This window comes from Paracoccus denitrificans, from assembly GCF_900100045.1.
In the GTDB taxonomy this organism is placed as follows: domain Bacteria; phylum Pseudomonadota; class Alphaproteobacteria; order Rhodobacterales; family Rhodobacteraceae; genus Paracoccus; species Paracoccus denitrificans.
Genome location: NZ_FNEA01000001.1, coordinates 1 through 26,319 on the forward strand (window position 1 = coordinate 1; position 26,319 = coordinate 26,319).

At 66.6% G+C, this 26,319-nt stretch carries 25 protein-coding genes; 16 read left to right on the forward strand and 9 right to left on the reverse strand.

Features of this window, described 5'->3' with window-relative positions:
• Position 1: 1 nt before the first annotated feature.
• From folD to BLT64_RS00065, 12 genes are all read left to right on the forward strand, one after another.
• Positions 2-886, forward strand: a complete 885-nt coding sequence (folD, locus tag BLT64_RS00005) for a bifunctional methylenetetrahydrofolate dehydrogenase/methenyltetrahydrofolate cyclohydrolase FolD (protein ID WP_074810269.1) — start codon at positions 2-4, stop codon at positions 884-886.
• 71 nt (positions 887-957) lie between these two features.
• Positions 958-1,842: a formyltetrahydrofolate deformylase gene (purU, locus tag BLT64_RS00010; RefSeq protein WP_011748893.1), complete on the forward strand. Its 885-nt coding sequence runs from the start codon at positions 958-960 to the stop codon at positions 1,840-1,842.
• A 54-nt stretch (positions 1,843-1,896) separates the two neighbouring features.
• The gene (locus BLT64_RS00015; RefSeq protein WP_254777231.1) at positions 1,897-2,667 is read left to right on the forward strand and encodes an ABC transporter permease; all 771 of its coding nucleotides are present in this window, start codon (positions 1,897-1,899) and stop codon (positions 2,665-2,667) included.
• A 41-nt stretch (positions 2,668-2,708) separates the two neighbouring features.
• A complete protein-coding gene (locus BLT64_RS00020; RefSeq protein WP_254777232.1) occupies positions 2,709-3,395 on the forward strand; it encodes an ABC transporter ATP-binding protein in 687 nt (228 codons plus the stop codon).
• Positions 3,392-4,417: a putative FMN-dependent luciferase-like monooxygenase gene (locus BLT64_RS00025; RefSeq protein ID WP_011751120.1), complete on the forward strand. Its 1,026-nt coding sequence runs from the start codon at positions 3,392-3,394 to the stop codon at positions 4,415-4,417. Before BLT64_RS00020 ends, BLT64_RS00025 begins: the two co-directional genes overlap by 4 nt.
• Positions 4,418-4,427: 10 nt before the next feature.
• Positions 4,428-4,997 carry a CMD domain protein gene (locus tag BLT64_RS00030; RefSeq protein ID WP_011751119.1) on the forward strand — a complete coding sequence of 190 codons (570 nt, stop codon included), beginning with the start codon at positions 4,428-4,430 and terminating at the stop codon, positions 4,995-4,997.
• Positions 4,998-5,006: 9 nt separating this feature from the next.
• Complete coding sequence (locus BLT64_RS00035; RefSeq protein WP_011751118.1) at positions 5,007-5,615, forward strand: alkylhydroperoxidase domain protein; 609 nt, start codon at positions 5,007-5,009, stop codon at positions 5,613-5,615.
• 407 nt (positions 5,616-6,022) lie between these two features.
• Positions 6,023-7,255: an aromatic ring-hydroxylating oxygenase subunit alpha gene (locus BLT64_RS00045; protein WP_011751116.1), complete on the forward strand. Its 1,233-nt coding sequence runs from the start codon at positions 6,023-6,025 to the stop codon at positions 7,253-7,255.
• Between the two features lie 5 nt (positions 7,256-7,260).
• Positions 7,261-8,289, forward strand: coding sequence for an FAD-binding oxidoreductase (locus tag BLT64_RS00050; protein WP_011751115.1), 1,029 nt, complete (start codon positions 7,261-7,263; stop codon positions 8,287-8,289).
• 111 nt (positions 8,290-8,400) lie between these two features.
• The gene (locus tag BLT64_RS00055; RefSeq protein ID WP_011751114.1) at positions 8,401-9,984 is read left to right on the forward strand and encodes an NAD(P)/FAD-dependent oxidoreductase; all 1,584 of its coding nucleotides are present in this window, start codon (positions 8,401-8,403) and stop codon (positions 9,982-9,984) included.
• Complete coding sequence (locus BLT64_RS00060; protein ID WP_011751113.1) at positions 9,971-11,164, forward strand: NAD(P)/FAD-dependent oxidoreductase; 1,194 nt, start codon at positions 9,971-9,973, stop codon at positions 11,162-11,164. The genes BLT64_RS00055 and BLT64_RS00060 overlap by 14 nt, the downstream gene beginning before the upstream one ends.
• 79 nt (positions 11,165-11,243) lie before the next feature.
• Complete coding sequence (locus BLT64_RS00065; protein ID WP_049792449.1) at positions 11,244-12,239, forward strand: GlxA family transcriptional regulator; 996 nt, start codon at positions 11,244-11,246, stop codon at positions 12,237-12,239.
• 21 nt (positions 12,240-12,260) lie between these two features.
• Here the strand turns inward: BLT64_RS00065 and BLT64_RS00070 are convergent, their stop codons facing one another.
• The 8 genes from BLT64_RS00070 to BLT64_RS00105 all read right to left on the reverse strand — a co-directional run bounded on the left by BLT64_RS00070 (position 12,261) and on the right by BLT64_RS00105 (position 20,786).
• Positions 12,261-13,586: an MmgE/PrpD family protein gene (locus BLT64_RS00070; protein WP_011751111.1), complete on the reverse strand. Its 1,326-nt coding sequence runs from the start codon at positions 13,584-13,586 to the stop codon at positions 12,261-12,263.
• 10 nt (positions 13,587-13,596) lie between these two features.
• Positions 13,597-15,159: a class I adenylate-forming enzyme family protein gene (locus tag BLT64_RS00075; protein WP_011751110.1), complete on the reverse strand. Its 1,563-nt coding sequence runs from the start codon at positions 15,157-15,159 to the stop codon at positions 13,597-13,599.
• Positions 15,160-15,175: 16 nt separating this feature from the next.
• A complete protein-coding gene (locus BLT64_RS00080; protein ID WP_011751109.1) occupies positions 15,176-16,366 on the reverse strand; it encodes an acyl-CoA dehydrogenase family protein in 1,191 nt (396 codons plus the stop codon).
• 12 nt (positions 16,367-16,378) lie between these two features.
• Complete coding sequence (locus BLT64_RS00085; RefSeq protein ID WP_041530727.1) at positions 16,379-17,254, reverse strand: nitrilase-related carbon-nitrogen hydrolase; 876 nt, start codon at positions 17,252-17,254, stop codon at positions 16,379-16,381.
• 65 nt (positions 17,255-17,319) lie between these two features.
• The gene (locus BLT64_RS00090) at positions 17,320-18,204 is read right to left on the reverse strand and encodes a glycine betaine ABC transporter substrate-binding protein (RefSeq protein ID WP_011751107.1); all 885 of its coding nucleotides are present in this window, start codon (positions 18,202-18,204) and stop codon (positions 17,320-17,322) included.
• Positions 18,205-18,242: 38 nt separating this feature from the next.
• Complete coding sequence (locus BLT64_RS00095; protein WP_011751106.1) at positions 18,243-18,965, reverse strand: ABC transporter permease; 723 nt, start codon at positions 18,963-18,965, stop codon at positions 18,243-18,245.
• Entirely contained in the window at positions 18,962-20,110 is a 1,149-nt protein-coding gene (locus tag BLT64_RS00100) for an osmoprotectant ABC transporter ATP-binding protein OsmV (RefSeq protein ID WP_011751105.1), read from the reverse strand. The genes BLT64_RS00095 and BLT64_RS00100 overlap by 4 nt, the downstream gene beginning before the upstream one ends.
• A gap of 25 nt (positions 20,111-20,135) precedes the next feature.
• Entirely contained in the window at positions 20,136-20,786 is a 651-nt protein-coding gene (locus BLT64_RS00105; protein ID WP_011751104.1) for an ABC transporter permease, read from the reverse strand.
• Positions 20,787-21,443: 657 nt separating this feature from the next.
• Here BLT64_RS00105 and BLT64_RS00115 point away from each other — a divergent pair.
• From BLT64_RS00115 to BLT64_RS00125, 3 genes are read left to right on the forward strand one after another with little or no spacing between them, the layout of a single operon-like run.
• Positions 21,444-22,253 carry an ABC transporter ATP-binding protein gene (locus BLT64_RS00115; protein WP_011751102.1) on the forward strand — a complete coding sequence of 270 codons (810 nt, stop codon included), beginning with the start codon at positions 21,444-21,446 and terminating at the stop codon, positions 22,251-22,253.
• Positions 22,250-23,029: an ABC transporter permease gene (locus BLT64_RS00120; RefSeq protein ID WP_011751101.1), complete on the forward strand. Its 780-nt coding sequence runs from the start codon at positions 22,250-22,252 to the stop codon at positions 23,027-23,029. The genes BLT64_RS00115 and BLT64_RS00120 overlap by 4 nt, the downstream gene beginning before the upstream one ends.
• 13 nt (positions 23,030-23,042) lie before the next feature.
• Positions 23,043-24,044: an ABC transporter substrate-binding protein gene (locus tag BLT64_RS00125; protein ID WP_011751100.1), complete on the forward strand. Its 1,002-nt coding sequence runs from the start codon at positions 23,043-23,045 to the stop codon at positions 24,042-24,044.
• A gap of 47 nt (positions 24,045-24,091) precedes the next feature.
• On the opposite strand, the gene BLT64_RS00130 is transcribed toward BLT64_RS00125, so the two are convergent.
• Entirely contained in the window at positions 24,092-25,024 is a 933-nt protein-coding gene (locus BLT64_RS00130) for a LysR family transcriptional regulator (RefSeq protein WP_011751099.1), read from the reverse strand.
• Between the two features lie 106 nt (positions 25,025-25,130).
• Between BLT64_RS00130 and BLT64_RS00135 the strand changes: the two genes are divergently transcribed.
• The gene (locus tag BLT64_RS00135) at positions 25,131-26,318 is read left to right on the forward strand and encodes a CaiB/BaiF CoA transferase family protein (RefSeq protein ID WP_011751098.1); all 1,188 of its coding nucleotides are present in this window, start codon (positions 25,131-25,133) and stop codon (positions 26,316-26,318) included.
• The last annotated feature ends 1 nt before the right edge of the window (position 26,319 follow it).

The window sequence follows — 26,319 nt, forward strand, 5'->3', positions numbered from 1 at the left end:
GATCATCGACGGCAAGGCTTTTGCTTCTGGTGTCCGGGGCCGCGTTGCGTCGGCGGTTGCCGGGCTGGAGGCCGCGCACGGGGTGGTGCCGGGGCTGGCGGTGGTGCTGGTGGGCGAGGATCCGGCGAGCCAGGTCTATGTCCGCAACAAGGGCATCCAGACCCGCGAGGCCGGCATGGCGAGCTTCGAGCACAAGCTGCCGGCCGAGACGGCGCAGGCCGAACTCATGGCGCTGATTGAACGGCTCAACGCTGATCCGGCCGTCCATGGCATCCTGGTGCAGCTGCCGCTGCCCCGGCACATGGATGCCGAGGCGGTGATCAACGCCATCGACCCGAAGAAGGACGTGGACGGCTTCCATGTCCTGAACGTGGGCCTGCTGGGGACCGGGCAGAAGGCCATGGTGCCCTGCACGCCGCTGGGCTGCCTGATGCTGTTGCGCGACACGCTGGGCGATCTGTCCGGGCTGAACGCGGTGGTGGTCGGGCGCTCGAACATCGTCGGCAAGCCGATGGCGCAGCTGCTCCTGAACGAAAGCTGCACGGTGACCATCGCGCATTCGCGCACCCGCGACCTGGCCGGGCTGTGCCGGACGGCCGACATCCTGGTCGCGGCGGTGGGCCGGCCGCGGATGATCCGCGGCGACTGGATCAAGCCGGGCGCCACGGTGATCGACGTGGGCATCAACCGCATCGAGGAGGCGGGCCGCTCGCGCCTGGTCGGCGACGTGGACTTCGACAGCGCCGCGCCGGTGGCGGGCGCCATCACCCCGGTGCCGGGCGGCGTCGGGCCGATGACCATCGCCTGCCTGCTCGCGAATACGCTGACCGCCTGCTGCCGGGCCAACGGCCTGCCCGAGCCCGATTTCGCAGAGGCGGGGGGCTGACCGCCTGACGGTTCCCCGGATATGCGCACAAGAAGGAAATCAGGGCCCTTGCCCTTTCAGTGGAGAGCCAGATGAAGAAATACACGCTGACGGTCGCCTGCCCCTCGACCCGCGGCATCGTCGCCACCGTGGCCGGCTTCCTGGCCGAGCACGGCTGCAACATCACCGATTCCAGCCAGTTCGACGACATCGAGACCGGGCGCTTCTTCATGCGCGTCAGCTTCGTCTCCGAGGAAGGCGTGGGGCTCGAGGAGTTGCGCGCGGGCCTGGCCGAGCCGGCCAAGCCCTTCGACATGGACTATGCCATCCATGACGAGGCCGAGAAGATGAAGGTGGTGATCATGGTCAGCCGCTTCGGCCATTGCCTGAACGACCTTCTGTATCGCTGGCGCATCGGGGCGCTGCCGATCGAGATCGTGGCGGTGATCTCGAACCACATGGACTACCAGAAGGTGGTGGTGAACCACGACATCCCCTTCCACTGCATCAAGGTCACGAGGGAGAACAAGCCGCAGGCCGAGGCGCAGCTGATGCAGGTGGTCGAGGATTCGGGCGCCGAACTGGTGGTTCTGGCGCGCTACATGCAGGTGCTGTCGGATGCCCTGTGCAGGAAGATGTCGGGGCGGATCATCAATATCCACCATTCCTTCCTGCCCAGCTTCAAGGGCGCCAACCCCTACAAGCAGGCCTTCGAGCGCGGGGTGAAGCTGATCGGCGCGACCAGCCATTACGTCACCGCCGACCTGGACGAGGGCCCGATCATCGAGCAGGACATCATCCGGGTAACGCATGCGCAATCGCCCGAGGACTACGTCTCGCTGGGCCGCGACGTGGAGAGCCAGGTTCTGGCCCGCGCCATCCACGCCCATATCCATCGCCGGGTGTTCCTGAACGGCAACAAGACCGTGGTCTTCCCCGCCTCGCCCGGCAGCTACGCCAGCGAGCGCATGGGCTGAGAGCGGCACGGGGCGCGCCGGCCGCGCCTGCGCAGGATGCAGCCGGGGCTTGCGTTGGCCTGGCTGGTGCTGGCCGTGGTCCTTGCATGGGCGCTGGCGCCGGGGCTGTTCACGGGGTTCAGCGGCGTGACCGGCGTGCCGGGCAACCAACTCAAGGCTCCCGGCGGGGTCCATTGGCTTGGCACCGACGAGATCGGCCGCGACGTGCTGGCCCGCATCATCCACGGCGCGCGCTATTCGCTGTCGGGCGCCTTCATCGCGGTCGGGACCGGCCTTGTCTTCGGCACGCTGATCGGCGTTTCGGCGGGATCGGTCGGTGGGCGCACCGACGCCGTGCTCATGCGCGTCGTGGACATCATGCTTGCCATCCCAAGCCTGCTGCTGGCGCTGTCCTTCATCATCATTCTGGGCTTCGGTCATGTGCAGGTCGCCCTTGCGGTGGGGATCACCTCGATCGCCAGTTTCGCGCGCCTTGTAAGATCCGAGGTCGTGACCGTGCGCCGCGCCGATTATGTCGAGGCGGCGTTCGGTTCGGGCGGCCGCTTCTGGGCGGTGATCTGGCGCCATGTGCTGCCGAATTCGCTGACCATGGTGCTGGCCTATGCGGCGCTGCAACTGGGTTGGGCGGTCCTGCAGATCTCGACGCTGGGGTTTCTCGGCTATGGCGCGCCGCCGCCGACGCCGGAATGGGGCCTGCTGATCGCCGAGGGGCGCAACTACATGATGACGGCCTGGTGGCTGACGGTCTTTCCCGGCCTGGCGGTGATCGCCACGGTGCTGGCCGCGAACCGCATCGGCCGGTCGGTCGAAAGGGCGGTGCGATGAGCAGGGCTTCGACAATCTCTATTCAGAATGCGCGTGCCGCCATGCCGGTCCTGCGGATCTCGGATCTGGTGGTCTCCTACGACGGAATGCCGGTGGTGCACGGGGTCGATCTCGATGTCGGCGCGGGTGAGGTGGTGGCGCTGGTCGGTGAAAGCGGGTCCGGCAAGACCACGACCGCGCAATCGGTGATCGGCCTGCTGCCTGGCAACGGCCGGGTCGAATCGGGCCGGATCGAGTTGAACGGCGAGGATGTCTCGCGCTGGCCGGATCGTCGCTTCGATGCCATCCGCTGCTCGGTTGTCAGCCTGATCCCCCAGGATCCGGGGACTTCGCTCAATCCGGTGCGCAGCATCGGCAGCCAGATATCCGAGATCTTCCGCCTGCACGGACGCCGCGACCGCAAGGGCATCCGGGCCGAGGTGATCGCGCTGCTGGACCATGTCGGCCTGAGCCGGCCGGAACTGCGTTATCGCCAGTATCCGCACGAGCTGTCCGGCGGGATGCGCCAGCGGGTGCTGATCGCCGTCGCGCTGGCGCTGAAGCCGGCGCTGGTGATTGCCGACGAACCGACCAGCGCGCTGGATGTGACGGTGCAGAAGCGCATTCTGGACCTGATCGACGAATTGCGGGCCGAATATGGCACCTCGGTGGATTACACCAGACAGTTGATCGACGCGATTCCCGGGCAGCGTTTCGGAATTGCACCACAGGCAAGGAACCGAGCATGAGCGCGAGAATCAAGAAACCGGGCTTTTTCACCCGTTTGCTGGACGATGCCGGCCCGGCCGAGCGTTACAGCCTGGTAACCGAACAGATCCGCACGGCAGAGCGTTTCGGCTATCATACCGCCTGGGTGGCGCAGCATCATTTCCATCGCGACGAAGGCGGCCTTCCCGCGCCGCTGGTTTTCCTTGCCCATGTCGCGGCACGGACCAGCCGGATCCGGCTGGCGATCGGGGTGGTGACCTTGCCGCTGGAACACCCGGTGCGGGTCGCCGAGGATGCGGTGGTGCTCGACCTTCTGTCGGGTGGACGGCTGGACCTGGGGCTGGGCACCGGGGGCACGCCGGAGTCCTACGCCGCCTTCGGCCATGACCATGCAGACCGCGCGACGATCTACGACGAATATATCGCGACCCTGCGCAAGGCCCTGGCCGGAGCCGATCTGGGCGGCGGCAACAGGCTCTATCCCGCTGCCGGAGATCTGGCGTCGCGCATCTGGCAGGCGACCTTCTCGGTTCCCGGCGGGGTCCGGGCGGGCAGGGCGGGCGACGGGCTGCTGCTGTCGCGCACCCAGCCGCGCAGCAAGGACAATCCGGCGGCGGATCTGCATGAGCTGCAACTGCCGATCGTCGAGGCTTATCATGCAGCCCTGCCCGCAGGGGCCGCTCCGCGCATTCTGGCCTCGCGTTCGGTCTTCGTGGCCGACAGCCGGGCCGAGGCCCGCCGGCTGGCCGAGATCGGCCTGCGCCGCGTGGCCGCGCATTTTGCCGGCAGCGGGCATATTCTGCGCGGCGATACGCTGGACGACCTGATCCGCACGCCGGATTCCCATGTCGGCACCCCCGATGAGGTGGCCGAGTCCCTGGCCGCCGATCCGACACTGGATCACGCGACGGAAGTTGCGATCCAGGTCCATTCGATCGATCCCCCGCATCCGCTGATCCTGCGCTCGATCGAGCTTTTTGCCACCCGCGTTGCGCCCGCCCCTGGCTGGGCGGATGCGCCCTGCCTGTCCGAACCCGCCTGAAGGAACCCAGATGAGCGATACGATCAATCGGCTTGCGGGCATCGCCCCCGGCTCGCACCTCGATCAGTTGCGCAATCGGCGCGCGCAGGCAAAGACATCGGCCGAAGAAAGCTTCACGCTGTTGCTTTCCCCGGCGGATGAGGGCGATTTTCCGGTGGCCGACCGGCGCAGGGTCGCGTTCTTCGTGGCGCTGCTGCATGGCGATGCCGAGGCGGTGTCCTTCTATGAGGCGTTGCTGGGCGAGGATCCGCTTGCCGGCGGCCTGCGCAATGAAGCAGAGCGCGCCGTCGCGCCCGGTCCCTGGGGGCGCTACCCGGTGGGGCCGCTGAGCGCCGAGGATATCCAGGGGCCCGCACTGGCCATTCCCGACGCGGCCGGCTTCGAACCGAAGCTGGCCCGGGCACTGGAACACGCGCACCTCCTGGTGCTGCATCCGCGCGATGCGTCCCCCAGGGCGCTGCAGGCGCTGCTCGATGCGGGCTGGAGCACGACCGGCGTGGTCACGCTGTCCCAATTGGTGGCCTTCCTTTCTTTCCAGATCCGCGCGGCCATCGGCCTGCGCGCTCTTTCCAGAGTCTGAGGTGCCTTCATGCCGGACGCTGTCCTGACCCATCCCGACAATGCCGAGCCCGTCGAATTCACCCGTGCCGAATTGGGCTGGGTGCCATGGCGCGCGCCCTTGCCCGAGGCTGAATTCACCAAGCGTCACTATGACGGGCTGGTCGACCGCGGCCGGGCGAAATCGCCGTATTTCGCCCTTCTGGCGCGCGACCCCGAGGTGCTTGGCGCCCGCACCCGCACCGACAAGGACATCTTCTACAATACCGATGGCGGGCTGCCGCGGGCCGAACGCGAACTGGCTGCAACGACGGTCTCGCGGCTCAACAGCTGCATTTTCTGCGCCTCGGTCCACGCCCGCTTCGCCGCGCATCACGCGAAGGCACCCGAGGATGTCGACGCCTTGCTGGCCGGCGGCGTCGCGACCCGGACCAGCCCCCGCTGGGACGCGGTGGTGGATGCGGCGGCGGCGCTGACGCGCACTCCTTCGGCCTTCGGTCCCGACGAAATCCGTGCGCTGCGCGCGACAGGTCTGGCCGATGACGAGATTGCCGACCTGATCTTCGCCGCCGCCTTCTTCAACTGGGCCAAGCGGCTGAAGCTTTCGATCGGTAAGCCTACGCCGCCGACAGCCGGGTGACGTCATCGGGAGAGGAATACGAGAGTCGTTTTTCGGCCTGTTCTGATCTCGACCAAGATGTGATCCGGCAGGCGGTTGAAGAACTTTGGCCTCGACTGGTTTAGGAACATGATCACCCCCGGCATGCGGATGGCGGGGGGTGATGCGCGGATAACCGCGCCACGGAGCTGCCACCTTCCGATCAGGGTGGCGGCCGATTTCTGATGTTCCGGTGATCGCCTTCGGTATTCTCCTGGCCTATGTGGACGGCTCATGCGGGGCGTTGAACGGATGCCCCTCTCGTGGCCCGTCGGAAAGCTGACGGCCGATGTCGCATTGCTGCTGCGCCGGACCAGCGGCGCAGGACAAGATGCCCGAAACCGTCGAAACGCGGCTCCATCGGAAGGTTTCTCAAGAGGTTACCGAGAATGCTGAAAGAACGGATAGCGGGTTTGCTCGACCAGCGCCGGCCCGGCCATTCCTTGCCCCGCGACTTCTATGTCGATGACGAGATCTTTCGCGCCGACATGCAGGCGATATTCGAAACCGACTGGGTCTTTGCCTGCAACGTGGTCGAGATTCCGCGCCCCGGTGACTATGTTACGCTGAAGGTCGGCGACAATCCGGTCGTCGTGCTGCGCGATCGCGAGGGCCGGATCGCGGCCTTTCACAACAGTTGCCGCCATCGCGGCTCGCTGATCTGCCAGAAGGAGAGAGGGCGGGCGAACCGCCTGGTCTGCCCCTATCACCAATGGGTCTACGAGCTGGACGGCAGCCTGATCAATGCCCGCCAGATGCCCGAAGATTTCGACAGGGCCGAACACGGCCTTGCCCCGGTCCACGTCGAGGTGATCTGCGGCATGGTCTATATCTGTCTTGCCGAGCAGCCGCCCTCGCTTGCGCGTTTCCGCGCCGGGGTCACGCCCTATATCGCCCCGCACATGCCCGACCGCACCAAGGTCGCCTTCACCTCGACCATCGTCGAGGAAGCGAACTGGAAGCTGGTGATCGAGAACAACCGCGAATGCTATCACTGCGCGGGCAACCATCCCGAACTGCTGGTGACGCTGGTCGAATTCGCCCTGCCCGACGACCCGCTGGCCAAGGCGCAGTTCCAGGGGCTGATGGACCGCTCGGCCGCGCGCTGGGACGCGCTGGACCTGCCCCACAAGCCGGCCGAGGGCGGCGTCGAGTTCCGCTGCATCCGCCTGCCCTTCAACGAGGACTGCCTGTCCTTCACCATGGACGGCAAGCCCGCCTGCAACAAGCTTCTGGCCGATTTCACCGAACCCGATCTGGGCTCGGTCCGCATGTTCCGGGTGCCGAACAACTGGAACCACTTCCTGTCCGACCACATCCTGCATTTCCGGGTCCTGCCGCTGTCGGCGAACCGCACCGAGGTGCGCACGACATGGCTGGTCCACGAGGATGCGGTCGAGGGCGTGGATTACGACCTGCAACGCCTGACCGAAGTGTGGCTGGCCACCAATGACGAGGATCGCGTGTTGGCCGAGAACAACCATCGCGGCATCCTGTCGCGCGCCTACCGGCCCGGACCCTATGCGCCTTCGGAATTCATGCTGAACAATTTCTCGGAATGGTATGCGGGCAAGATGGGTGATTTCACCGGCGGCCCGCAGGCGCGGATTGCGGCGGAGTAAGGCGCATGGACATGCAAGCCCCTTCGGCGGCCCTGCTGTCGCTGTCCTGCATCGCCGTCCGCGACGAGACGCCCACCGTCAAGACCTTTCGCCTGCGCGCGGACAGCGGCCCGGTAGGTTTCGTGCCCGGTCAGGCGCTGGTGCTGAAGGTGCCCTTGCCGGGTGGCCCGGTCTGGCGCAGCTTCACCATCTCGGGCGGCACGGGGGCCGAGCTTGAACTGACGGTCAAGGCGCAGGCACCGGGCGGCGCGACCCGCTGGCTGCATGAAAATCTGCGCGAAGGCAGCGGCATCGAGGCCCGCCCCCCGCGCGGCGCCTTCACGCTGGGGCTGCGCGACAACGACCGGCTGGCCTTCGTCTCGGGCGGATCGGGGGCCACGCCGATGATGGCGATGCTGCGGCATCTGGCGCAAACCGACCCCGAGGCCGATCTTGCGTGGTTTCACGCCGCACGCAATCCGGCCGAGATCCTCTTTGCCCGCGAACTGGCCGAGATGCAGGGCCGGATGCCCAACCTGACGGTGGCGGTCGGCGTCAGCAAGGCCGCCCCGGGCTGGTTCGGTTATCGCGGGCGGGTCGACCGGACCCGGCTGGCCACCGCCATTCCCGATCTGGGCCGGCGCGAGGTGTTCTGCTGCGGTCCGCAGGGCTTCATGCAGGAGGTCCGGCTGATCCATGCCGCCGAGGGTGGCGTGCGGACGCAGTTCCACACCGAAAGCTTTGGCGCCGCCGCCCCGGCCGCCGCGCCCATGATCGAAACCGCGCCGGACAGCCCCGCCTTTGGCCTGACCGTGAACGGCCGCGCCATCGGCATCCGCCCGGACGAGACGCTCTTGCAGGCCAGTCTGCGCCAGGGGGTCGTCATCCCCTGCGGCTGCGGCGAAGGAATGTGCGGAACCTGCATGGTGCAACTCGTCTCGGGCCGGGTGGACAGCCGGCAGAATGGCGGGCTGACGCCGGAAGAGGCGGCCGAGGGTTATGTGCTGGCCTGCTCGACCCGCGCGGCGTCGGATGTCGAGATCAAGCTGGCCTGACCCCGGATCGCGGTCGGATTTCTTTCCCTTCGGGTCGAAAACCTGCTGCCGACCCGGCGGGCTTTACACCAAGGATGGCCCTGCCGCGATGCAGTCACCAGAGGACGCAAGATGAATACAGACCCCCGATCCGTCGCAGGCAAGCGCCTTGAGATCGCGGAGCGGACCCAGATCCTGATCGTCGGTGCCGGCCCCGCCGGGATCGCCGCCGCCCGCCATGCGCATCAAGGCGGCGCGCAGGTGATGCTGGTCGACGAACACCCCGTGCCCTTCGAGACGATGGGCGAAAGCGTCCCGCAGATCTGGGGCGGCCGGATGGGCGGCAGCGTCCGCAACCGCAATGCGATGACCGAACGGATGCTGGAAGCACGCCCCGATCTGGCAGAGCTGTTCGAGGCCGGCGTCGACATCCGTCTGGGCACGGCCTGCTGGGGGCTGTTCGCCAACCAGCCCAATCTGGGTTGGATACCGGGCCTGGTCGCCGGTCTGGCGGACGAGGAACAGGGCAGCCATCTGGTCGGATTCGATCAGGCCATCGTGGCGACCGGGCGGCGCGACATGGGGCTGGCCTTTCCCGGTTGGGATATGCCCGGCGTGCTGGGCGCCGGCGCCGCGCTGGTGCTGGCGCGGCTCTATAACGCGCTGGACAGCCGCCGGGCGGTCATGCTGGGCTCGACCCCCGAGGCGCTGCTGGCGGTGCTGGAGCTGGTGAGTGCGGGCGTCGCCATCGCCGCCGTGGTCGAACAGGCCGCCGCCCCTGCCGCACCCGAGGATCTGGTGGCCCGCATCCGCGCCGCCGGGGTCGAGATCGTCACCGGCGAGGCGCCGCGCGGCGTTACCTCGGACGCGGATGGCGTTACCGGGCTGGTGCTGCGGAACCGCACCATCGCCTGCGATTCCGTCCTGCTGGGCGTGGGCGCGGTGCCGATGATCGACCTGCTGCACGCCGCCGGTGCGCGCTGTGCCTTCGACAATGATCGCGGCGGCTTCGTGCCCCTGCTGGGCGCGGGCGGCGAGACCAGCCTGCCCGGCATCCGCGCGGCTGGTGACTGCGCGGGCATCTGGCCCGCGAAATCCTCCGATCCGGCACTGGCCGTGGCCGAGGGCCGGCTGGCCGCCGGGGCCGCGCTGGCGGCGCTGGGTCTGGCGACCGCGCCGGCCGATGTCGCACCGCAACCCGGTCCCGCCGCCGATCTGGGCGAATACCGCAAGGCCTGGGTTCGCGCCTCGGTCGTGGAGGCCGTCGCCGAAATGCCGGTCTGCCAATGCGAGGAGGTCACGGCGCGCGAGATCCTGGATGTCAGCCCGCCGCGCTATCTGAATGCGCCGCATCTGCCGAACCTGACGCGCAGCCTGACCGAGATCCTGGGCGAGGGGCCGCCCGATCCCGACCAGATCAAGCGGCTGACCCGCGCCGGCATGGGCCCCTGCCAGGGCCGCCGCTGCCGCGAGCAGATCCAGGCGCTGCTGGCCTTGCAGGAGGACTTGTCGCTGGGGGTAGTGCCGCTGGCCGGCTATCGCAGCCCGGTCCGGCCGATCAGCCTGGCCGCTGCCGCCATGCCCGAGGATCCCGCCATCGCCGCCGCCTGGGATTCCTGGTTCGGAATGCCGCGCCAATGGATCCCCTTCTGGGATGTCGAGGAACATTACACGGTCGCCGCGCTTGCGACGGAGAAGGAACATGTCAGCGAATAACCCCATCCCCGGCGTCCACTCGGATGATGACACGCGCGGCGCCTCGGTCATCGTGATCGGCGGCGGCGTCACTGGCCTTTCCACTGCCTTCTGGCTGGCCGAGGCGGGCGTCGAAGTTCTGGTGCTGGAACGCGGCATCGTCGGCTGGGAGGCGTCGGGACGCAATGGCGGCGGTTGCTCGCACCACCACAGCCCGCTTTTCGCCGAGGAACAGCGGCTGTGGCCGATGATGGACGAGTTGCTGGGCTATCCGACCGAGTTCCGGCCGAACCGCATCCGCATCGCGCTGTCGGCCGAGCAGTTGACGCTCTACGGCCGTGCCGTGGCCAATGCCCGCAAGCAGGGCTTTCGCGCCGACGATCTGGACGCGCAGACCGTTCGCGAACTGGTGCCGCTGGCCGGGAACAACGTCCATGCCGGGCATTATTACCACTTTGGCGGCCATGCGAATCCGCACCGCACCGTGCAGGCCTATGCCTGGGCGCTGCGCGACCGGGGCGGGCGGGTGCGCCAGCACGTCACCGTTACCGGCTTCAGGCGACAGGGCGACCGGGTGACGGCGGTCGAGACCGACAAGGGCGTCTTCTGCTGCGATCATCTGGTCATCGCGGCGGGCCCGCAGACCGGCAGGCTGGCCGCGATGCTGGAGGTGGACATCCCCATGCGTGCGGCCCGCGCCGAGATGATCGTCACCGAACCCTTGCCGCTGATGCCGCTGGGGGGGATTGACGGCAACGGGCTATATGGCCGCCAGACCCTGCGCGGCAACCTGGCCTATGGCGGCGGTCCGCATGAATGGGTCGAGACCGAGGCGCAACCGGGCGGGCCGCGCCCCTCGACCCCGCTGGCGGGCAGCATCGCCCGGCGCGTGGCCGAGCTTCTGCCCAAGGCCGCCCATGCCCGCGTCATACGCAGCTGGTCGGGCATCATCGAGAACACCCCCGATGGCCGCCCGGTCATGGACCGCCCGGCACCGTGGGAGAACCTGACCGTCGCCACGCTGTCCGGCGTGGGCTTCGGCCTGTCGCCCGCCTCGGGCCGGGCGTTGATGCAACTGGTGATGCAGGGGCACTGCGATTTCGCCGATCTCTCCAGCTTGCGGCTGAGCCGCTTCAGCCGGCTCGAGCCGGATTGGGACGCGCTTCAGGGCTGGCTGCCCGCCTCGATGGCGACGGCCTGATGCGGGTGGCCGGATGCGGGGCGGCTTGAAGCGCGGAGCGGCTTGACCCAACATGGCGCATCGCAACCCGGATCCGCCGATGTTCTACCACGACACGGGCGAGCCCTTGTGCTTCGCCTTCCTGATGATCGAGGGGCTCTCGATGCTGAGCCTTGCCTCGGCGACCGAGCCCTTGCGCGCCGCGAACCGCCTGCTGGGGCGCGAGGTCTTCCGCTGGGACCTGTGCAGCATCGACGGCCTGCCGGTCATGCCGTCCTCGGGCATTCCCTTTCCGGCGATCCATGTCGACCAGGCGATCGAGCGCAACCATGCCCTGTTCATCTGCGGCGGCGCGCGGGTCGATCCGCAGGACGAACGCCCCTATCTTGCCGCCCTGCGGCGGGCAGCGCATCGCGGCCGGGCCATCGGTGCCCTGTCCACGGCCAGCTATCTGCTTGCCCGCGCCGGGTTGCTGGACGGTTATCGCTGCACGATCCACTGGGAAAACCGCGCCGCCTTCGAGGAGGATTTCCCCCACCTGCCGATCACCGGCACGCTTTACGAGATCGACCGCAACCGGCTGACCTGCTCGGGCGGGACGGCCTCGATGGACCTGATGCTGCATATCATCGCCGACCTGCACGGGCGCGACCTGGCGAACGGGGTCGCCAACCAGTTCCATCATGCCCGCATGCGCGATGCGGGCGAGAACCAGCAGGGTGGCCGGGCCGAGCAGATCGGCACCCTGCCCGGGACGATGCAGATGGCCATCCGGCTGATGCAGGCCAATATCGAGGCGCCGTTGCAGATCGAAAGGCTGGCCGAGCTGGCGGGTGTCAGCGAGCGCCAGATGGAGCGCAACTTCCGCAATTTCCTGGGCATGACGCCGGCGCGCTATTACCTGTCGCTGCGGATCGAGCGCGCGCGCGAAATGCTGCTTTATACCGAACAGCCGATCATCGACATTGCCGTCGCCACGGGCTTCGCCTCGACCTCGCATTTCTCGAAATGGGTCAAGGAGTTCTATGGAATACGCCCAAGCGAGATGCGCGAACAGGCGCGGGCTGCCCGGGCCAGGTCGCGCCGCATCGCCTGAGCCGCCCCACGACCCCGCTGCTCAGGTCGCGCCCAGCAGGCCGAACAGCGCCGTCGTGCCGCCGCCGTCGCCCAGCCGGTCCACCGCCCTTTCCAGATCGGTGGTGCGAGCCTTGCCCAGAACCGGCGCGGCATAGGCGCGGAACTTGGCGCGCACCGCATCCATCGGGGCCGGCGCCTCGGGATCGCCCGCCGCTTCGGTCGGGCCGGATTCCAGCACCCGGCCGTCCTTCATCACCAGCCGCACATCGGCAAACCGGCGGGCCGGGAAGGCGGCATTGAAATCCTCGCGCTCGGTGACGGTCATGCCGGCGGCAAGGCTGCGGATCAGCGGGTCGGCCAAGCCGTCCTCGGCCACGTCCGCCGGATCGACGCGGCCCCGCACCAGCGCCACGGCGGCGGGATAGGCAGTGGAATACTGCGCCTCTTCGGTGCTGGCCGGATTGCGGGCGGCAAGGCGGCGGGACTGGTGAAAGGTGGTGATCTCGATCCGCTCGACCTGATCGGCGGTCACGCCATGCCGCGCCCGTAGGTCCAGCACCGCCTGCACGGAGGGCTGCGCCCAGCGGCAGACCGGCCAGGGCTTGAAATACTGCTCGGCGATGCGCCAGTTCGTGCCCAGATCGGCCCACAGGTCGGCGACATCCGCGCCCTCGACGATGATCGCCGGGGCGCCGGTGAATCCCTCCGCCGCCAGATAGGCGGCCGAGACCCCGGCCATCGCGCCCCAGCCCGAACCGTCCTTGACCATGGTCGGATGGTCGATGCAGCGCATCATCTGGCTGCGCGGGCCGTGATATTCGGCGATGCCCACGGCCTCGCGCGTCCGTGCCGCGTCCAGTCCCAGCACCCGCGCGCCCAGCGACGCCGCCGCAACCGCGATCCAGGCACCCGAGGTGTGATAGTCGCAGGCGGTGCGGTGCAGCGCGATGCCTGCGCGCGTTCCGACCTCGTACCCGATGACCAGGCCGGCCAGAAACTCGCGGTCGTCCGCCCGCCCTTCGGCCTGCATCAGCGCCAGCAGGGCGGGCAGGCTGCCGCAACCGACATGGCCCTTGGTCAGCTTGTGGCCGTCATGGCCGTCCAGCGCGTCGATGGTCATGCCGCCCGCCAGCGCCGCCCCCGCCGGGCTGACCATGCGGCCATCCATCAGCATCGGGGCAGCGCGGCCGCCTGCGCCGAAATGCGCCGCCGCATGGTCGCGGATGATGCGCGACAGCCGTGTCCGGCTGCCGCCCGCCGCGACCCCCAGCAGGTCCAGAAGCCAACGGCGGCCGAGGTCCAGCACCGGCTCCGGCATGTCCGCCATACGCATGTCGTGCAGGAAGTCGTGAAAGGGCGATGTCATGATGCTGTCCTCAGCAGGCCGGCTGCGGGGCATGGCGCGCGACCAGTTCGCGCCGGAGCACCTTGCCGCTGGGGTTCAGCGGCAGGCTTTCCAGAAACTCGTATCGGCGGGGCCGCTTGTAGGGCGCCAGAGCGTCGCTGGCCTTGCAGAACGCATCCAGGTCCTGCGCGCTCAGCGCCGGGTCCGAGCGGACGACGAAGGCCGTCACCGCCTGGCCCCATTTCTCGTCCGCCAGCCCGACGACTGCCACCTCCTGCACGCCGGGGCAGCGATAGAGGATCTCCTCGACCTCGCGCGGATGGATGTTCTCGCCGCCCGAGACGATCATGTCGTCGGCCCGGCCGTGGAAATAATAGAACCCGTCCCGGTCCTGGCTGAACAGGTCGCCCGTATAGATCCAGCCTGCCTTCAGCTTCTTCTGCGTCTCGAACGGGTTGTTCCAATAGCCCTGCATCGCCTGCGGGCCGCGCACGATCAGCTGGCCCACCTGTCCGCGCGGCACGGTTTCCGAGGGCGGCACCTCGCGCATGGGATCGTCGGTCACGATCCGGCATTCCGAAATCAGCGTCGGCTTGCCGCAGGATCCCAGCTTGCGCAGCGCGTCCTGCGGATGCAGCACCAGCGTCAGCGACGCTTCGGTCATGCCGTAGCCGTTGAAGATCGCCGGGCAGAACTCGGCCATCACCCGTTCCATCGTCGCGGCGGAAATGGCCGCGCCGCCGGTGGTGATCAGCCGCAGCGAAGTGAGGTCCTGATCGCGGAAGCGCGGGTGAAACAGCATCTCCTGGATTTGGGTGGGCACGGCGAACAGCGTGGTGATGCGCTCGGCCGCGATGGTGTCCAGCGTCTTTTCTGCCTCGTAGCGGCCGATCACGACATTGGTGCCGCCGACCAGCAGATGCGGAATGAAATAGGCTTGCATGCCGCCCACATGGTAAAGCGGCGCGATATGCAGCGCATTGTCGGTATGGTTCAGCGAATATTCCATGACGCAGTTCATCGCGATGGCGATGTCGTTGGCATGGGTGTGGATCACCCCCTTGGGCCGCCCGGTCGTCCCCGAGGTATAGACCAGCGAGGAAATCGCATCCCCCGAGGGAATGATGCGCGGCTCGTCGCGATCCGCGGTCTGCTCGGCCAGGGTTTCGAAATGCAGGTGGCCGGCGGGGATATGTGCCCGGTCGTAGGCGCAGCCGATGAAATCGTGGATCGAATGCATCTGCGCCGCGATCCGTTCGACGTTCCCGGTCAGGCTGCGGCCATAGATCAGCACGCGGGCGCCGGAATCCTGCAGGATGTGGGCGGCCTCGCCCGCCGAAAGGCGAAAGTTCATCGGCACCGCCACCGCGCCCAGCATCTGGCAGGCGAAATAGGTCGTCACCGAGTTTTCCGAGGTCGAGACATAGAAGGCCACGCGGTCCCCCGGCCGCACCCCCAGATCCGACAGCGCCTGCGCAAAGCGGCGGACGCGGGCCAGCCATTCGGCATAGGTCCAGCGCCTGTCCTCGAAGACCAGCGCAAGATGATCCGGGTAGCGGTCGGCGGAAGCCTCGAGAATGCGGGCGATATGCATCGGTTTCTCTTGCCTGTCACAGATTGGGACGGATCGCCGGCATCTCGCGTGCCGCGATCAGGTATTTGCACATCTCGGAACTGCCGCCGACGATGGGCAGCGCGCGGGCATCGCGGTAAAGCTGCTCGACACGGCCATATTGGCGGGTGACGCCGTCACCGCCGAGGATCTGCACCGCACGGTCGGAACAGAAGACGGCGGTCTCGGTCGCGACCAGCTTGGCCTGGCTGGCCTCGCGCATCAGGTCCTTGCCGCCGATGCCGTCGTCATACATCCTGGCCGCCCGCTGGGTCAGCAGTTCGGCCGCGTCGATCCGCCAGCTCATCTGCGCGATCATGTCCCAGATCAGCTGTTTCTGGCCCAGCCTCTCACCGAAGCTGACGCGGCTTTGCGCATGGTCCCGCGCCAGGTCGAAGGCCGCTCGCGCCACGCCCAGGCCCGAACCGCCCAGGATCACCCGCTCGAAGTTGAAGGCCTCCAGCATGATGCGGAAACCGGCGTCCGCCTGCCCCAGCAGGTTCTCCTCGGGGACGCGGACCCCGTCCAGCGCGACCTCGCCCACCACCGAGCCGCGCCGGCCCATGAAGTCATAGATGCGGGGAAAGGACAGCCCGGGGGTATCGGCGGGAACCAGCACCGCGCTCATGCCCTTCTGCGGGGCGGCACCGGGATCGGTGATGCCCCAGACGATGTAGACATCGGCCCTGGATGCGTTCGAGATATAGCGTTTGAACCCGTCGATCACCCATTCGCGGCTGGCCTCGTCGAAGCGGATCGCAGTTTCCATGCCGGCGCTGTCCGATCCGACGTTCGGCTCGGTCATGCAGATCGAGCCGACGGCGCGGCCTTCCAGGATCGGCATCAGGTAGCGTTCGCGCATCGCCGGCCGGGCATGGCGGTGGATCGGGTAGGCGCAGGACAGGGCCGTGGCGATGGTCGTCTCGAAGGCATAGTTCAGATAGGCGGCCTCTTCCGAGACGATCACCGCATGGGTCAGGCCGGGCCGCGACAGGCTGCCCGTATAAAGGTCGGGGAACATCAGCTTCAGATAGCCGGCCTTGCCCAGGGCCCGCGCGACCTCAAGCTGGGCCGCGAAATCCTGGTCGCGCTCGATCCGGTCCACGCGCGGGGCCAGTTCGCGGGCCAGGAAATCGCGGATCTCGGTGCGGAAGGCCCGGTCCTCGTCATTCAGGAAGAAATCGCGCATCGTCGTCTTGCCTCATTCGCGGACGAAATCCGGGACGCCCAACGTGTCGATCAGCCGCGCCGTCTCGCGCTGGACCAGCGCCAGATTGCTGTCGCGCACGGTGGGCAGCAGGTGGCGCGCACGGCGCAGCACGTCATAATCCAGCGTCGCGGTGATCATCTCTTCGCCGGAACCGGCTACGGCCAGTGCGCGCCCGAAGGGATCGATGATGCGCGAACCGCCCCAGAAGGTCAGGTCGCGCTCGGTCCCGGTGCGGTTCACCATGACGACCGGAGCGCCATAGATCATTGCATAGAACCGGCAGGTCAGCGCCCAGCCGCCGGGATTGTCGAAATCGACGCCTACCGCCTCCTCGCCGGAACTGACCGGGCAGATCAGCAGGGTGGCGCCATGCAGAAAGGCCAGGTGGGTCAGCGCCGGGTTCCAGACATCGGCGCAGATCAGCAGGCCCGCGCGCCAATACCCATCCAGTTCGCAGGTCTCGACGAAGCGGCCGGGCGCGTAATGCTTGCCCTCTTCCAGCTTGCCATAGGTGGGCAGGTTCACCTTGCGGTGCAGATGGATCATCCGCCCGTCGCACAGGATCGCGGCTGCGTTGTAGAATTGCGCGGCCGGTCCTTCCTCGATGAAGCCCAGCGTCACGGCCATCGGTCCCGCCGCCTCGGCCAGCCGCTTCAGCCGCGGATCCTTGCGCGACATGGCGGCGTCGAGCAGGTTCTCGGAGCCGTAATGGCCGGTCAGCGACAGCTCCGGCATGACCAGCATGTCCAGACCGGCCTCGCGCCCTCGCGCGATCCAGTGCAGGTGGCGGTCCAGGTTGGCGTCGACATCGCCGATCTCGCTGGAGAATTGCGCGGCGCCGATGGTGATCGTCTTGTTGGTCGTCATCGCCTTCGGCCCTTCCGCATCGCCACCCCGAGGGCAGGGGCGCATCCGCCCCCGCCGCTCTCGCCTCAGTTCAGGCCGTTGTCTTGCAGGAATTTCGCCGCCGCATTCTCGACCGAGACCTTGTCCACGTCGACGCTGGCGTTCAGCGCGGCCATGACCTGATCGTCGAGCTTGGCCGAAACCTCGTTCAGCAGGTCGCCGATATCTGGGTTCGCCTCCAGCACCTGGGTGCGGATCACGGGTGCCAGCGCGTAGCTGGGGAAATAGCCCTGATCGTCCTCCAGCACGGTGAAGTCGAAGGCGGGAATGCGGCCATCGGTGGCAAAGACCAGCCCCACGTCGACCTGCCCGTCCCGCAGCGCCTGATAGACCAGCCCGGTATCCATGCGCTTGACGTTGGCGCGGCCGAACTCGAAGCCATAAGCCGTCTCCAGCGGCTTCAGCCCATCCGGGCGGGCATAGAATTCGGCGTTCGAGCCGAATGTCAGGCTTTGGCCGCCGTTGATCGCCCCCGCCAGGTCGGAGATGGACGCGATGCCCTTTTCGCTGGCATCCGCCGCGCGCATCGCCAAGGCATAGGTGTTGTTCGCCTCGGACGGGTTCAGCCAGACGATGCCCTTCTGGGCGTCCAGCTCCTTGACCGTGTCATAGGTCTGCTGTGGGTCCAGCTTTTCCTCGATATTGTTGTAGGTGATGAGCGAGGTGCCGGTATATTCCCAATAGACGTCGATCTGGCCGTTCTCCATGGCCTGGCGCACCGCGGCCGAGCCCATGCCAGCGCGATTGTCGACCCGGTGGCCGTTGGCCTCCAGCACCTGCTGGGTGATGGCGGACAGGATCTGCTGTTCGGTGAAGTTCTTGCCGCCGACGACGATGTCGGCCGCCTGCGCGCCCGTCGCGAAAGCCGCGAAGGCAAATGCCGCAAGGCCGGACTTGACGATGATGTTCATTCTGTTGGCTCCCTTTGGTTGTTGGTTCTTGTTCCGCCTTATCGAAGCGGATTCACGCCCTTCGGGATCAGCCGCAACTGCGCCTGTCCCATCAGGAAATCGACGGCCACGGCCAGCGCTGCGGTCGGGACGGCGCCCGCCAGCAGCATGCCCGTATCCATGAGGTCGATGCCGGTAAAGATCAGCTCGCCCAAGCCCCCGCCACCGATCAGGAAGGCCAGCGGCGTCGTGCCCACGTTGATCGCCAGCGCCGTGCGGATGCCCGAAAAGATGACATAGAGCGCATTCGGGATCTCGACCCGCATCAGGATCTGCCGTTGTGTCATGCCCATGCCCGTCGCGGCCTCCTTCAGGTGCGAAGGCACCGCCAGCAGCCCGGCATAGGTATTGCGCACAATGGGCAGGAGCGAGGCCACGAACAGTCCGAAGAAGGCCGGCGGAAAGCCGATGCCCAAAAGCGTCATCGACAATGCGATGACCGCGAGCGTCGGTATGGTGGTGCCGATGTTGAAGACCTGCATCACCGTTTCGGCATAGCGTTCCATCGAGGGGCGCGACAGCCAGATGCCCACCGGCACGCCCACGAGGATCGCCGCTCCGCCGGAACTGGCGACCAGGAACACATGCTGGCGCGTCAGGTAGGTGATGTCGTCCCAGTATATCGTGATCTGGTCCAGCAACCCCGAGGTTGCCACCCAGATGCCCAGCAGGAAGACCAGCAGCATCGTCGCCCCGCGCCCGAGACCCAGCCAGCGTGTCATGACGCCCCCTGTTCCGGTCCCGCGCCCTTGTCGGGGCCATAGGTCGCGCGCAAGGCCGCGGTCACGTCCGGCTGGGTGATGACGCCCGCGAAACGGCCGTGATCGTCGGTGCAGGCCAGCCACATCGTGTCATGGGCGAACATCTCCGAGACCACGGCCCGCAGGTCCGCGCGGACCGGCACGGTGGCGGGCAGCGGATGGGCAAAGTCCCGGACCGTGCCCGAGGCGCCGGCCATTTCTTCGGCGGTCACGAAGCCCACCGGGCGGCGGTCGCTGTCGATGACGACCGCGCGGCGCGCCTTTGCGACGGTCAACTGGTGCAACGCGTCGGACACCTTGGTCGACCGCGCGGTCACCGGCACCTCGGTGGACGCCACCTCTTCGGCCGTGACCAGCCGCAGCCGCTTCAGCGTGCGGTCCGCGCCCACGAAATCGGCGACGAAGGCATTCGCGGGATGGGCCAGGATCATGTCGGGCGTGTCGTATTGCTCGATACGGCCGGCGCGGAAGATGGCGATCTTGTCACCCATCTTCACCGCCTCGTCGATGTCGTGGCTGACGAACATGATGGTCTTCTTCAACTCGGCCTGCATCTTCAGGAACTCGTCCTGGATGATCTCGCGGTTGATCGGGTCGATGGCGCCGAAGGGCTCGTCCATCAGCATGACCGGCGGATCGGCGGCCAGCGCCCGGATGACGCCGACGCGCTGCTGCTGGCCGCCCGACAGCTCCTTGGGATAGCGGCGCAGGAACTGGCGCGGGTCCAGGCCCACCAGGTCCAGCAGGTCCGCCGCGCGCTGCCGGGCCTTGCGGATGTCCCAGTTCAGCAGCCGGGGAACGACGCAGATGTTCTCCTCGATGGTCATGTTGGGAAACAGGCCGATCTGCTGGATCACATAGCCGATATTGCGGCGCAGCTGGATATCGTCCAGCTGCGAGGTGTCCTGCCCGTCGATATAGATCTTGCCGCTGGTGGGCGGGATCAGCCGGTTGATCATCTTCAGCGCCGTGGTCTTGCCGCAGCCCGAAGGCCCCAGCAGGATGCAGATCTCGCCGGTGGGCACTTCCATGTTCACCCGGTCGGCGGCGACGATGTCGGCGCCGGGGGTCTTGAATCTCTTGGTCAGGTCTTCGAGTCGGATCATTCGCAAAGGTCCTTGCTCGGAAGCGTCAGCGTTTCAGCCCGGCCGGGGTCAGCCGCTTCTGCAATTGCAAAAGCGCCCAGTCGGCCAAGATGGCGAGAAGAGAGACGGCCAGCGCGCCGGTGATCAGCTGGCGCGGATCGGTCTGCGAAATGCCGCGCGCGATCAGCACGCCCAGACCGCCGGCGCCGATATAGGCGGCGATCGCCGCGACGCCGATATTCATGACCACGGCGGTCCGCACGCCGGCCATGATGACCGGGATCGCGATGGGGATTTCGAGCCGGGTCAGCCGCTGGAAAGGCGTCATGCCCATGCCGATGGCCGCCTCGCGCAGCGCGGGATCGACATTGGTGATGGCGGTATAGGTGTTGCGCACGATGGGCAGCTGCGAATAGAGCAGGATCGCGATCACCGCGGGCAGCCAGCCGATCCCCTGGCCGATCTTGGACAGGATCGGGATCATCAGGCCGAAAAGCGCGATCGAGGGGATCGTGACGATGATCGAGGCCACATAAAGCACCCCGTCCGCGACGCGCCGGTTCTGGGTGATGGCGATGCCGATGGGCACGCCGGTCAGGATCGCCAACCCCACAGCCACGGCGACGATCGAGATGTGCTCGCCCGCCAGACGCAGGATGACCGGCCAGTTATTCGCAATGAAACCAAATATTTCCATATCCCTCTTTCCCTCGGGCAGAGATGGGGGCCTGATCAGCGATATCCCGGAATAGCCCGGTTGAAACGGCATCAAGTTGCGCCAATTCGTCACTAGCTTGCACGAATCCGTCGTGAAGACGGTTCAGGCGCCATCAAGCAGAGGCGGAGCTCGTCCTTCCGCCGGACCGCATATCGCAAAACTGTCGTATGACTTCATCTTGCAACAATTCCAGTCGCAGGGCTACCCCGCCGCGCCGACACTCTGGCGAGGCATTTCTTTTCGTCCAGCCGCCCCCGGTGGCGGGAGCCGCGGCGCACGGGCCGTCAAGTCGCCGAGTTCCTTGTCCGGGTGGCTGTGCCTGACGGCTGCACCGCACGCGGCACACTGTCACAGCAGCCGCGGAGAGCTTTGCCGGGAAAGGCGAAGTTCCCCCAATTCCGCCGCCTTTCAGCGGTCGAAAGATGGCGGTGGATAGATTTCTAATTAATAGAACAAAACGTATGAAATTATATAATTGTGAGCATGGTTGGGCTTCGATAATGTGAGGGGAACCGCATGAGGAGGCTTGCGGCAAGGCAATATTCAGTCAGCGCTCGGCATTCAGTCGGGGCATGTCGGATCAGCCCGGCATCCCGCCCGGCCGATCATGGCGGCGATGACGGTCAGGGAGGATGAATGCAGCACGCCGTGCGTCTGGACAATGTCGACATCAGTTTCGGAGCGACGGGGAAAAGCGTGTTCCGCGCAGTTGCCGGCGCAAATCTCAGCGTTGCGAAGGGCGAGTTCGTCGCGATCGTCGGCCCGACGGGCTCGGGAAAGTCGACGCTGCTGAACGCGGCCGCCGGCCTGCTGAAGCCTTCGGCCGGCACCGTCGAGATCCAGGGCCAGCCGCTCGATGGCCTCAACGGGCGCGCGGGCTATCTGTTTCAGGCCGATGCGCTGATGCCGTGGAAGACCTCGCGCGACAACGTGGCCATCGCGCTGGAAATCTCGGGCACGCCGCGGCGCGAAGCGCTGGAGCGGGCCGAGAACTGGCTGGAAAAGGTCGGCCTGAAGGGTTTCGGGCACCGCTATCCCCACATGCTTTCCGGCGGCCAGCGCAAGCGCGTCGCCATGGCGCAGGTGCTGATCCGCGACCCGGAAATCCTGCTGATGGACGAGCCCTTCGGCCCGCTGGACGCGCAGACCCGGCTGATCATGGGGGATCTGTTGCTGGACCTGTGGCAGCAGGACCGCAAGGCGGTGATGTTCGTGACCCATGATCTGGAAGAGGCCATCGCGCTGGCGGACCGGGTGGTCATCATGTCGACGGGACCGGACGCGAAGCTGATCGGGGATTTCACGATTCCCCTGGCGCGGCCGCGGGACGTTTCCGAGATCAAGCTGTCCCCCGAGTTCCAGGAACTGCACCGCGACATCTGGCACCTGCTGAAAGAGCAGGTGCTCAAGGCCTATGGCAACCAGAACCGGGAGGAGCGGGCATGAGCAGGACCGTCCTTGCAACCCTGCAGGTCCTCGTGGCGGTCATTGCCGTCGCGCTGTGGTGGGTGATCACCCAGACGTCGATCCTGGGCGATCCGGCCCGGATCCAGTTCTTTTTCTCGACGCCCGCCGACGTGTTCTGGCAGATCGTGGCCTGGTTCAGGAGCGGCGAGATCTGGCGGCACCTGTGGATCACGCTGATCGAGGCCGCGCTCGCTTTCGTCATCGGTGCGGTGGCCGCGATGATCGCCGGGTTCTGGCTGGCGCGCAGGCCGAAGCTGGCCGCGGTTTTCGACCCCTATGTCAAGGCGGCCAACGCCTTGCCGCGCGTGGTGCTGGCGCCGATCTTCACGCTGTGGTTCGGCCTGGGCATCTGGTCCAAGGTGGCGCTGGGGTTCACGCTGGTCTTCTTCATCGTGTTCTTCAACGTCTATCAGGGCGTGAAGGAGGTGAACCGGACCGTCCTGCAGAACGCCCGGATGCTGGGCATGTCCGAGCGTCAGTTGCTGCGCCACGTCTATCTGCCCTCGGCGCTGAGCTGGGTGTTCTCCTCGCTGCATGTCTCGATCGGGTTCGCCGTGGTCGGCGCGGTCGTGGGCGAATATCTGGGGTCTTCCGCCGGGCTTGGCTACCTGATCGCGCAGGCCGAAGGCATGTTCGACATCGCCGGCGTGTTCGCGGGAATGTTCGTCCTTTCGGCCTTCGTCCTTCTGATCGACTGGGGGGTGACGATGGTGGAAAGGAAGCTGCTGGTCTGGCAGCCCGACAACAATCACTGAAGGGAGGAGCAATATGACGATGCTCAGGACTATCCTTGCGGCTGCGCTGGTGGCGGGCGCGACGCCCGCGGCGGCCGAAACCGTCAAGATCGCGATCGGCGGTGCCAGCTGCGTCTGCTACATGCCCGTCGTTCTGGCCGAACAGCTGGGCCTTTACGAAAAGCACGGGGTCGATGTCGAACTGGTGGACTTCAAGGGCGGCTCGGCGGCGCTGAAGGCGGTGGTCGGCGGCAGCGCGGACGTGGTTTCGGGCTATTACGAACACACCATCACGCTGGCGGCCAAGCGGCAGGAGCTGTCCTCGTTCGTGCTGATGGGGCGGCTGCCCGGCATCGCCGTGGCCGTGGCGCCCGGCAAGACGGACGAGGTCAAGTCGATCAAGGATCTTGCCGGCAAGACCGTCGGGATCAGCGCGCCGGGTTCCTCGACCGACTTCTTCCTCAAATACATGCTGTCGCAGGCCGGGCTGGACCCGAATGCCGCCTCGGTCGTCGGGGTCGGCGTCGGCGCCACCGCGGTCGCGGCGCTTGAGCAGGGCCGGATCGACGCGGTGGTCACGCCCGATCCGGCGATCACCCAGTTGCAGAGCCGGCACGCCGACCTGCCCATCCTGGTCGATACCCGCAAGGCGGCGGATACCCACGCCCTGTTCGGCGCCGATTACCCCGGCGCGGCGCTTTATACCCGCACGGAATGGCTCGACCAGCATCCCGAACAGGCCCAGGCGCTGGCCGCCGCCATCGTCGAGACGCTGGAATACATCCACAACACCCCCGCCGAGGAGATCGCGGCGAAGATGCCGCCCAACCTGGTCGGTGCGGACAAGCAGGTCTATATCGAATCGCTGAACAACAGCATGGAAATGCTGTCGGAAACCGGGCTGGTGGATGCGAAGGGCGCCGAAGCGGTGCAGACGATGCTGAGCTTCAACCTGCCCGAGGTGGCCGGCGCCACCATCGACCTCGGCAAGACCTATACCAACGCCTATGTCGAAAAGGTCTCGGCGCAGCAGTAAGCGGCGAAACCGATAAGAAGGCCCCGTCCGCCCGGACGGGGCTTTCGTCATTCCGCCTCGATCAGTCTTGCCGGCCATATGCCGTCGTTGACGGCGCGGACCATCAGGTCACGGATCAGGTCGCGGATCGTCTCCAGCGCGATGGTCGGCGGCCGATCCGTCTGTTCGCAAAGATAAAGCGTCCTTGTCAGGGTCGGCGAGATGATCGGCCGCCAGTGCAGCCTGCCGGATTTGATCTCGTCGCCCATGAACAGCGTCGTCCCGATGGTGCAGCCCAGCCCCTCGCGGACGGCGCCGGAGATCGCATGGACCGAATTCATCTGCAACTGGCTGGTCGCATAGATCTGTTCCAGAGTCTTGTGATGGTCCAGCAGTGCCCGCGCCGCCATGCCCTGGCGCAGCATGATGATCTTGAAATCCAGCAGCTCCGGCACCGTGACCGGCTCCGATCCGCTGCCGATGATCTCGCGCTTGCCGATCAGGACCAGATCTTCCTCGAGGATCGGCGTGGCCTTGAAGGTGCTGGTCAGCGGCGGGTTGTAGGCCAGCCCCAGATCGGCATCCGCCGAGGACAGGTGCAGCAAGGTCGTGCTGGAAAGGCTTTCGATCATGTTGAGCTGCAGGTCCGGATAATCCTCGACCACGACCTTCGCCAGCTGGACGCCGATGGCCTGGATCGCGGAATAGGCCATGGCCAGCGATACCTCGCCCGAAACATTGTCGCGAAACGTGGACAGGTCCCTTTTCGCCACCTCGACGGTCTTCAGGATGGACCGGGCATGAAAGTAAAGCCGCTCGCCCGCCGCCGTGGCCTCGAGGCCCCGCGACTTTCGCGTAAACAGCGGAGCGCCGATCTCGGCCTCCAGATTGGCGAGATGGTAGCTCAGCGCGGAAACGGCGATTCTCTCGGCATCCGCAGCCGCCGACAGGCTCTTGTTGTCGTAGATGCTGCAGAAATACCGCAATTGCTTCAGGTCCAAGAGTGCCTCGCATGGATGCTATTTTTTAGAACGTATCTGTAAGTATTATATAATTGTAAGAAGGGCTGGGCAATCCTATCCTGTCGCCGATGGTATGGGAGGCCGCATGACTGCCGAGTTCAAACCCCTCGAGGGGATCCGCGTCGTTGAGATGAGCCATATGGTGATGGGGCCGAGCTGCGGCATGTTCCTGGCCTTCCTGGGTGCCGAGGTCGTCAAGGTCGAGCCGCCCGGGGGCGACAAGACACGCCAGTTGACCGGCATGGGCAGCGCTTTCTTTCCGCTGTTCAACCGTCGGAAGAAATCCGTCGTCCTAGACAGCCGCACGCCGGCCGGCAAGGAGGCGCTGAACCGGCTTCTGGCCTCGGCCGACGTGTTCATCGACAACTTCAAGGACAGCACCTTGCAGGGGATGGGGCTGGATGCCGAAACCCTGCACGAACGCTTTCCGCATCTGATCTGCGCCAGCCACAAGGGTTTTCTTTCAGGCCCTTACGAGCGCCGGACGGCGCTTGACGAGGTGGTGCAGATGATGTCCGGCCTTGCCTACATGACCGGCCCCAAGGGTCGGCCGCTACGCGTCGGCACCTCGGCCAACGACATCATGGGCGGGCTGTTCGGCGCCTTCGCCATCATCGCGGCGCTGTTCGAGCGGGGCAAGACAGGCGGGGGGCGGACCATCCGCGTCGGCCTGTTCGAGAACTGCCTGCTGCTGGTCTCGCAGCACATGGTGCAGTTCGAGTTGGAGGGCAGGGATCCCGAACCGATGCCCGAGCGGGCGTTCAGCTGGCCGATCTATGACGTCTTTGCCGATGCCGAAGGGGGCCAGATCTTCATCGGTGCGGTCAGCGACGGCCATTGGACCCGGCTGTGCGGCTATCTCGGCCTCGACGACCTGCTGCAACATCCCGAACTGCAAAGCAGGATGGCCCGCATCAATGCCCGCTCCTGGGTGGTTCCCCTGGTTGCGGCGGCCGTCGCAAGGCGCCCCATGGCCGAGCTTTTGCCCGCGCTGGAGAAGATGGAGATCCCCTTCGCGCCGGTGGCCAAGCCCTCGGATCTGTTCCGCGACCAGCATGTCATGCGGCAGGGCGGGCTCGCCTCGTCCCAGACCGCGGATGGCCGGACCTTCCGGGCGCCGGCTTTGCCGATCGAGATCGACGGCGCGTCGTTGGCCGGCGGGGGCGACGTGGACAGCATCGGCGGGCACAATGCCGAGATTCTCGGCAGTCTCGGCCTGACGCCCGAGGAAGTGGCAGCCGCAGCCAAGGCACCCTCGGGCGAGGCGGCGTGAC

Bases quoted from the DNA above. Each gene is read 5' to 3' on its own strand.
- purU (WP_011748893.1), top strand. From the start codon at position 958: ATGAAGAAATACACGCTGACGGTCGCCTGCCCCTCGACCCGCGGCATC.
- BLT64_RS00020 (WP_254777232.1), top strand. From the start codon at position 2,709: ATGCCGGTCCTGCGGATCTCGGATCTGGTGGTCTCCTACGACGGAATG.
- BLT64_RS00025 (WP_011751120.1), top strand. From the start codon at position 3,392: ATGAGCGCGAGAATCAAGAAACCGGGCTTTTTCACCCGTTTGCTGGAC.
- BLT64_RS00030 (WP_011751119.1), top strand. From the start codon at position 4,428: ATGAGCGATACGATCAATCGGCTTGCGGGCATCGCCCCCGGCTCGCAC.
- BLT64_RS00035 (WP_011751118.1), top strand. From the start codon at position 5,007: ATGCCGGACGCTGTCCTGACCCATCCCGACAATGCCGAGCCCGTCGAA.
- BLT64_RS00045 (WP_011751116.1), top strand. From the start codon at position 6,023: ATGCTGAAAGAACGGATAGCGGGTTTGCTCGACCAGCGCCGGCCCGGC.
- BLT64_RS00050 (WP_011751115.1), top strand. From the start codon at position 7,261: ATGGACATGCAAGCCCCTTCGGCGGCCCTGCTGTCGCTGTCCTGCATC.
- BLT64_RS00055 (WP_011751114.1), top strand. From the start codon at position 8,401: ATGAATACAGACCCCCGATCCGTCGCAGGCAAGCGCCTTGAGATCGCG.
- BLT64_RS00060 (WP_011751113.1), top strand. From the start codon at position 9,971: ATGTCAGCGAATAACCCCATCCCCGGCGTCCACTCGGATGATGACACG.
- BLT64_RS00065 (WP_049792449.1), top strand. From the start codon at position 11,244: ATGTTCTACCACGACACGGGCGAGCCCTTGTGCTTCGCCTTCCTGATG.
- BLT64_RS00070 (WP_011751111.1), bottom strand. From the start codon at position 13,586: ATGACATCGCCCTTTCACGACTTCCTGCACGACATGCGTATGGCGGAC.
- BLT64_RS00075 (WP_011751110.1), bottom strand. From the start codon at position 15,159: ATGCATATCGCCCGCATTCTCGAGGCTTCCGCCGACCGCTACCCGGAT.
- BLT64_RS00080 (WP_011751109.1), bottom strand. From the start codon at position 16,366: ATGCGCGATTTCTTCCTGAATGACGAGGACCGGGCCTTCCGCACCGAG.
- BLT64_RS00085 (WP_041530727.1), bottom strand. From the start codon at position 17,254: ATGACGACCAACAAGACGATCACCATCGGCGCCGCGCAATTCTCCAGC.
- BLT64_RS00090 (WP_011751107.1), bottom strand. From the start codon at position 18,204: ATGAACATCATCGTCAAGTCCGGCCTTGCGGCATTTGCCTTCGCGGCT.
- BLT64_RS00095 (WP_011751106.1), bottom strand. From the start codon at position 18,965: ATGACACGCTGGCTGGGTCTCGGGCGCGGGGCGACGATGCTGCTGGTC.
- BLT64_RS00100 (WP_011751105.1), bottom strand. From the start codon at position 20,110: ATGATCCGACTCGAAGACCTGACCAAGAGATTCAAGACCCCCGGCGCC.
- BLT64_RS00105 (WP_011751104.1), bottom strand. From the start codon at position 20,786: ATGGAAATATTTGGTTTCATTGCGAATAACTGGCCGGTCATCCTGCGT.
- BLT64_RS00115 (WP_011751102.1), top strand. From the start codon at position 21,444: ATGCAGCACGCCGTGCGTCTGGACAATGTCGACATCAGTTTCGGAGCG.
- BLT64_RS00120 (WP_011751101.1), top strand. From the start codon at position 22,250: ATGAGCAGGACCGTCCTTGCAACCCTGCAGGTCCTCGTGGCGGTCATT.
- BLT64_RS00125 (WP_011751100.1), top strand. From the start codon at position 23,043: ATGACGATGCTCAGGACTATCCTTGCGGCTGCGCTGGTGGCGGGCGCG.
- BLT64_RS00135 (WP_011751098.1), top strand. From the start codon at position 25,131: ATGACTGCCGAGTTCAAACCCCTCGAGGGGATCCGCGTCGTTGAGATG.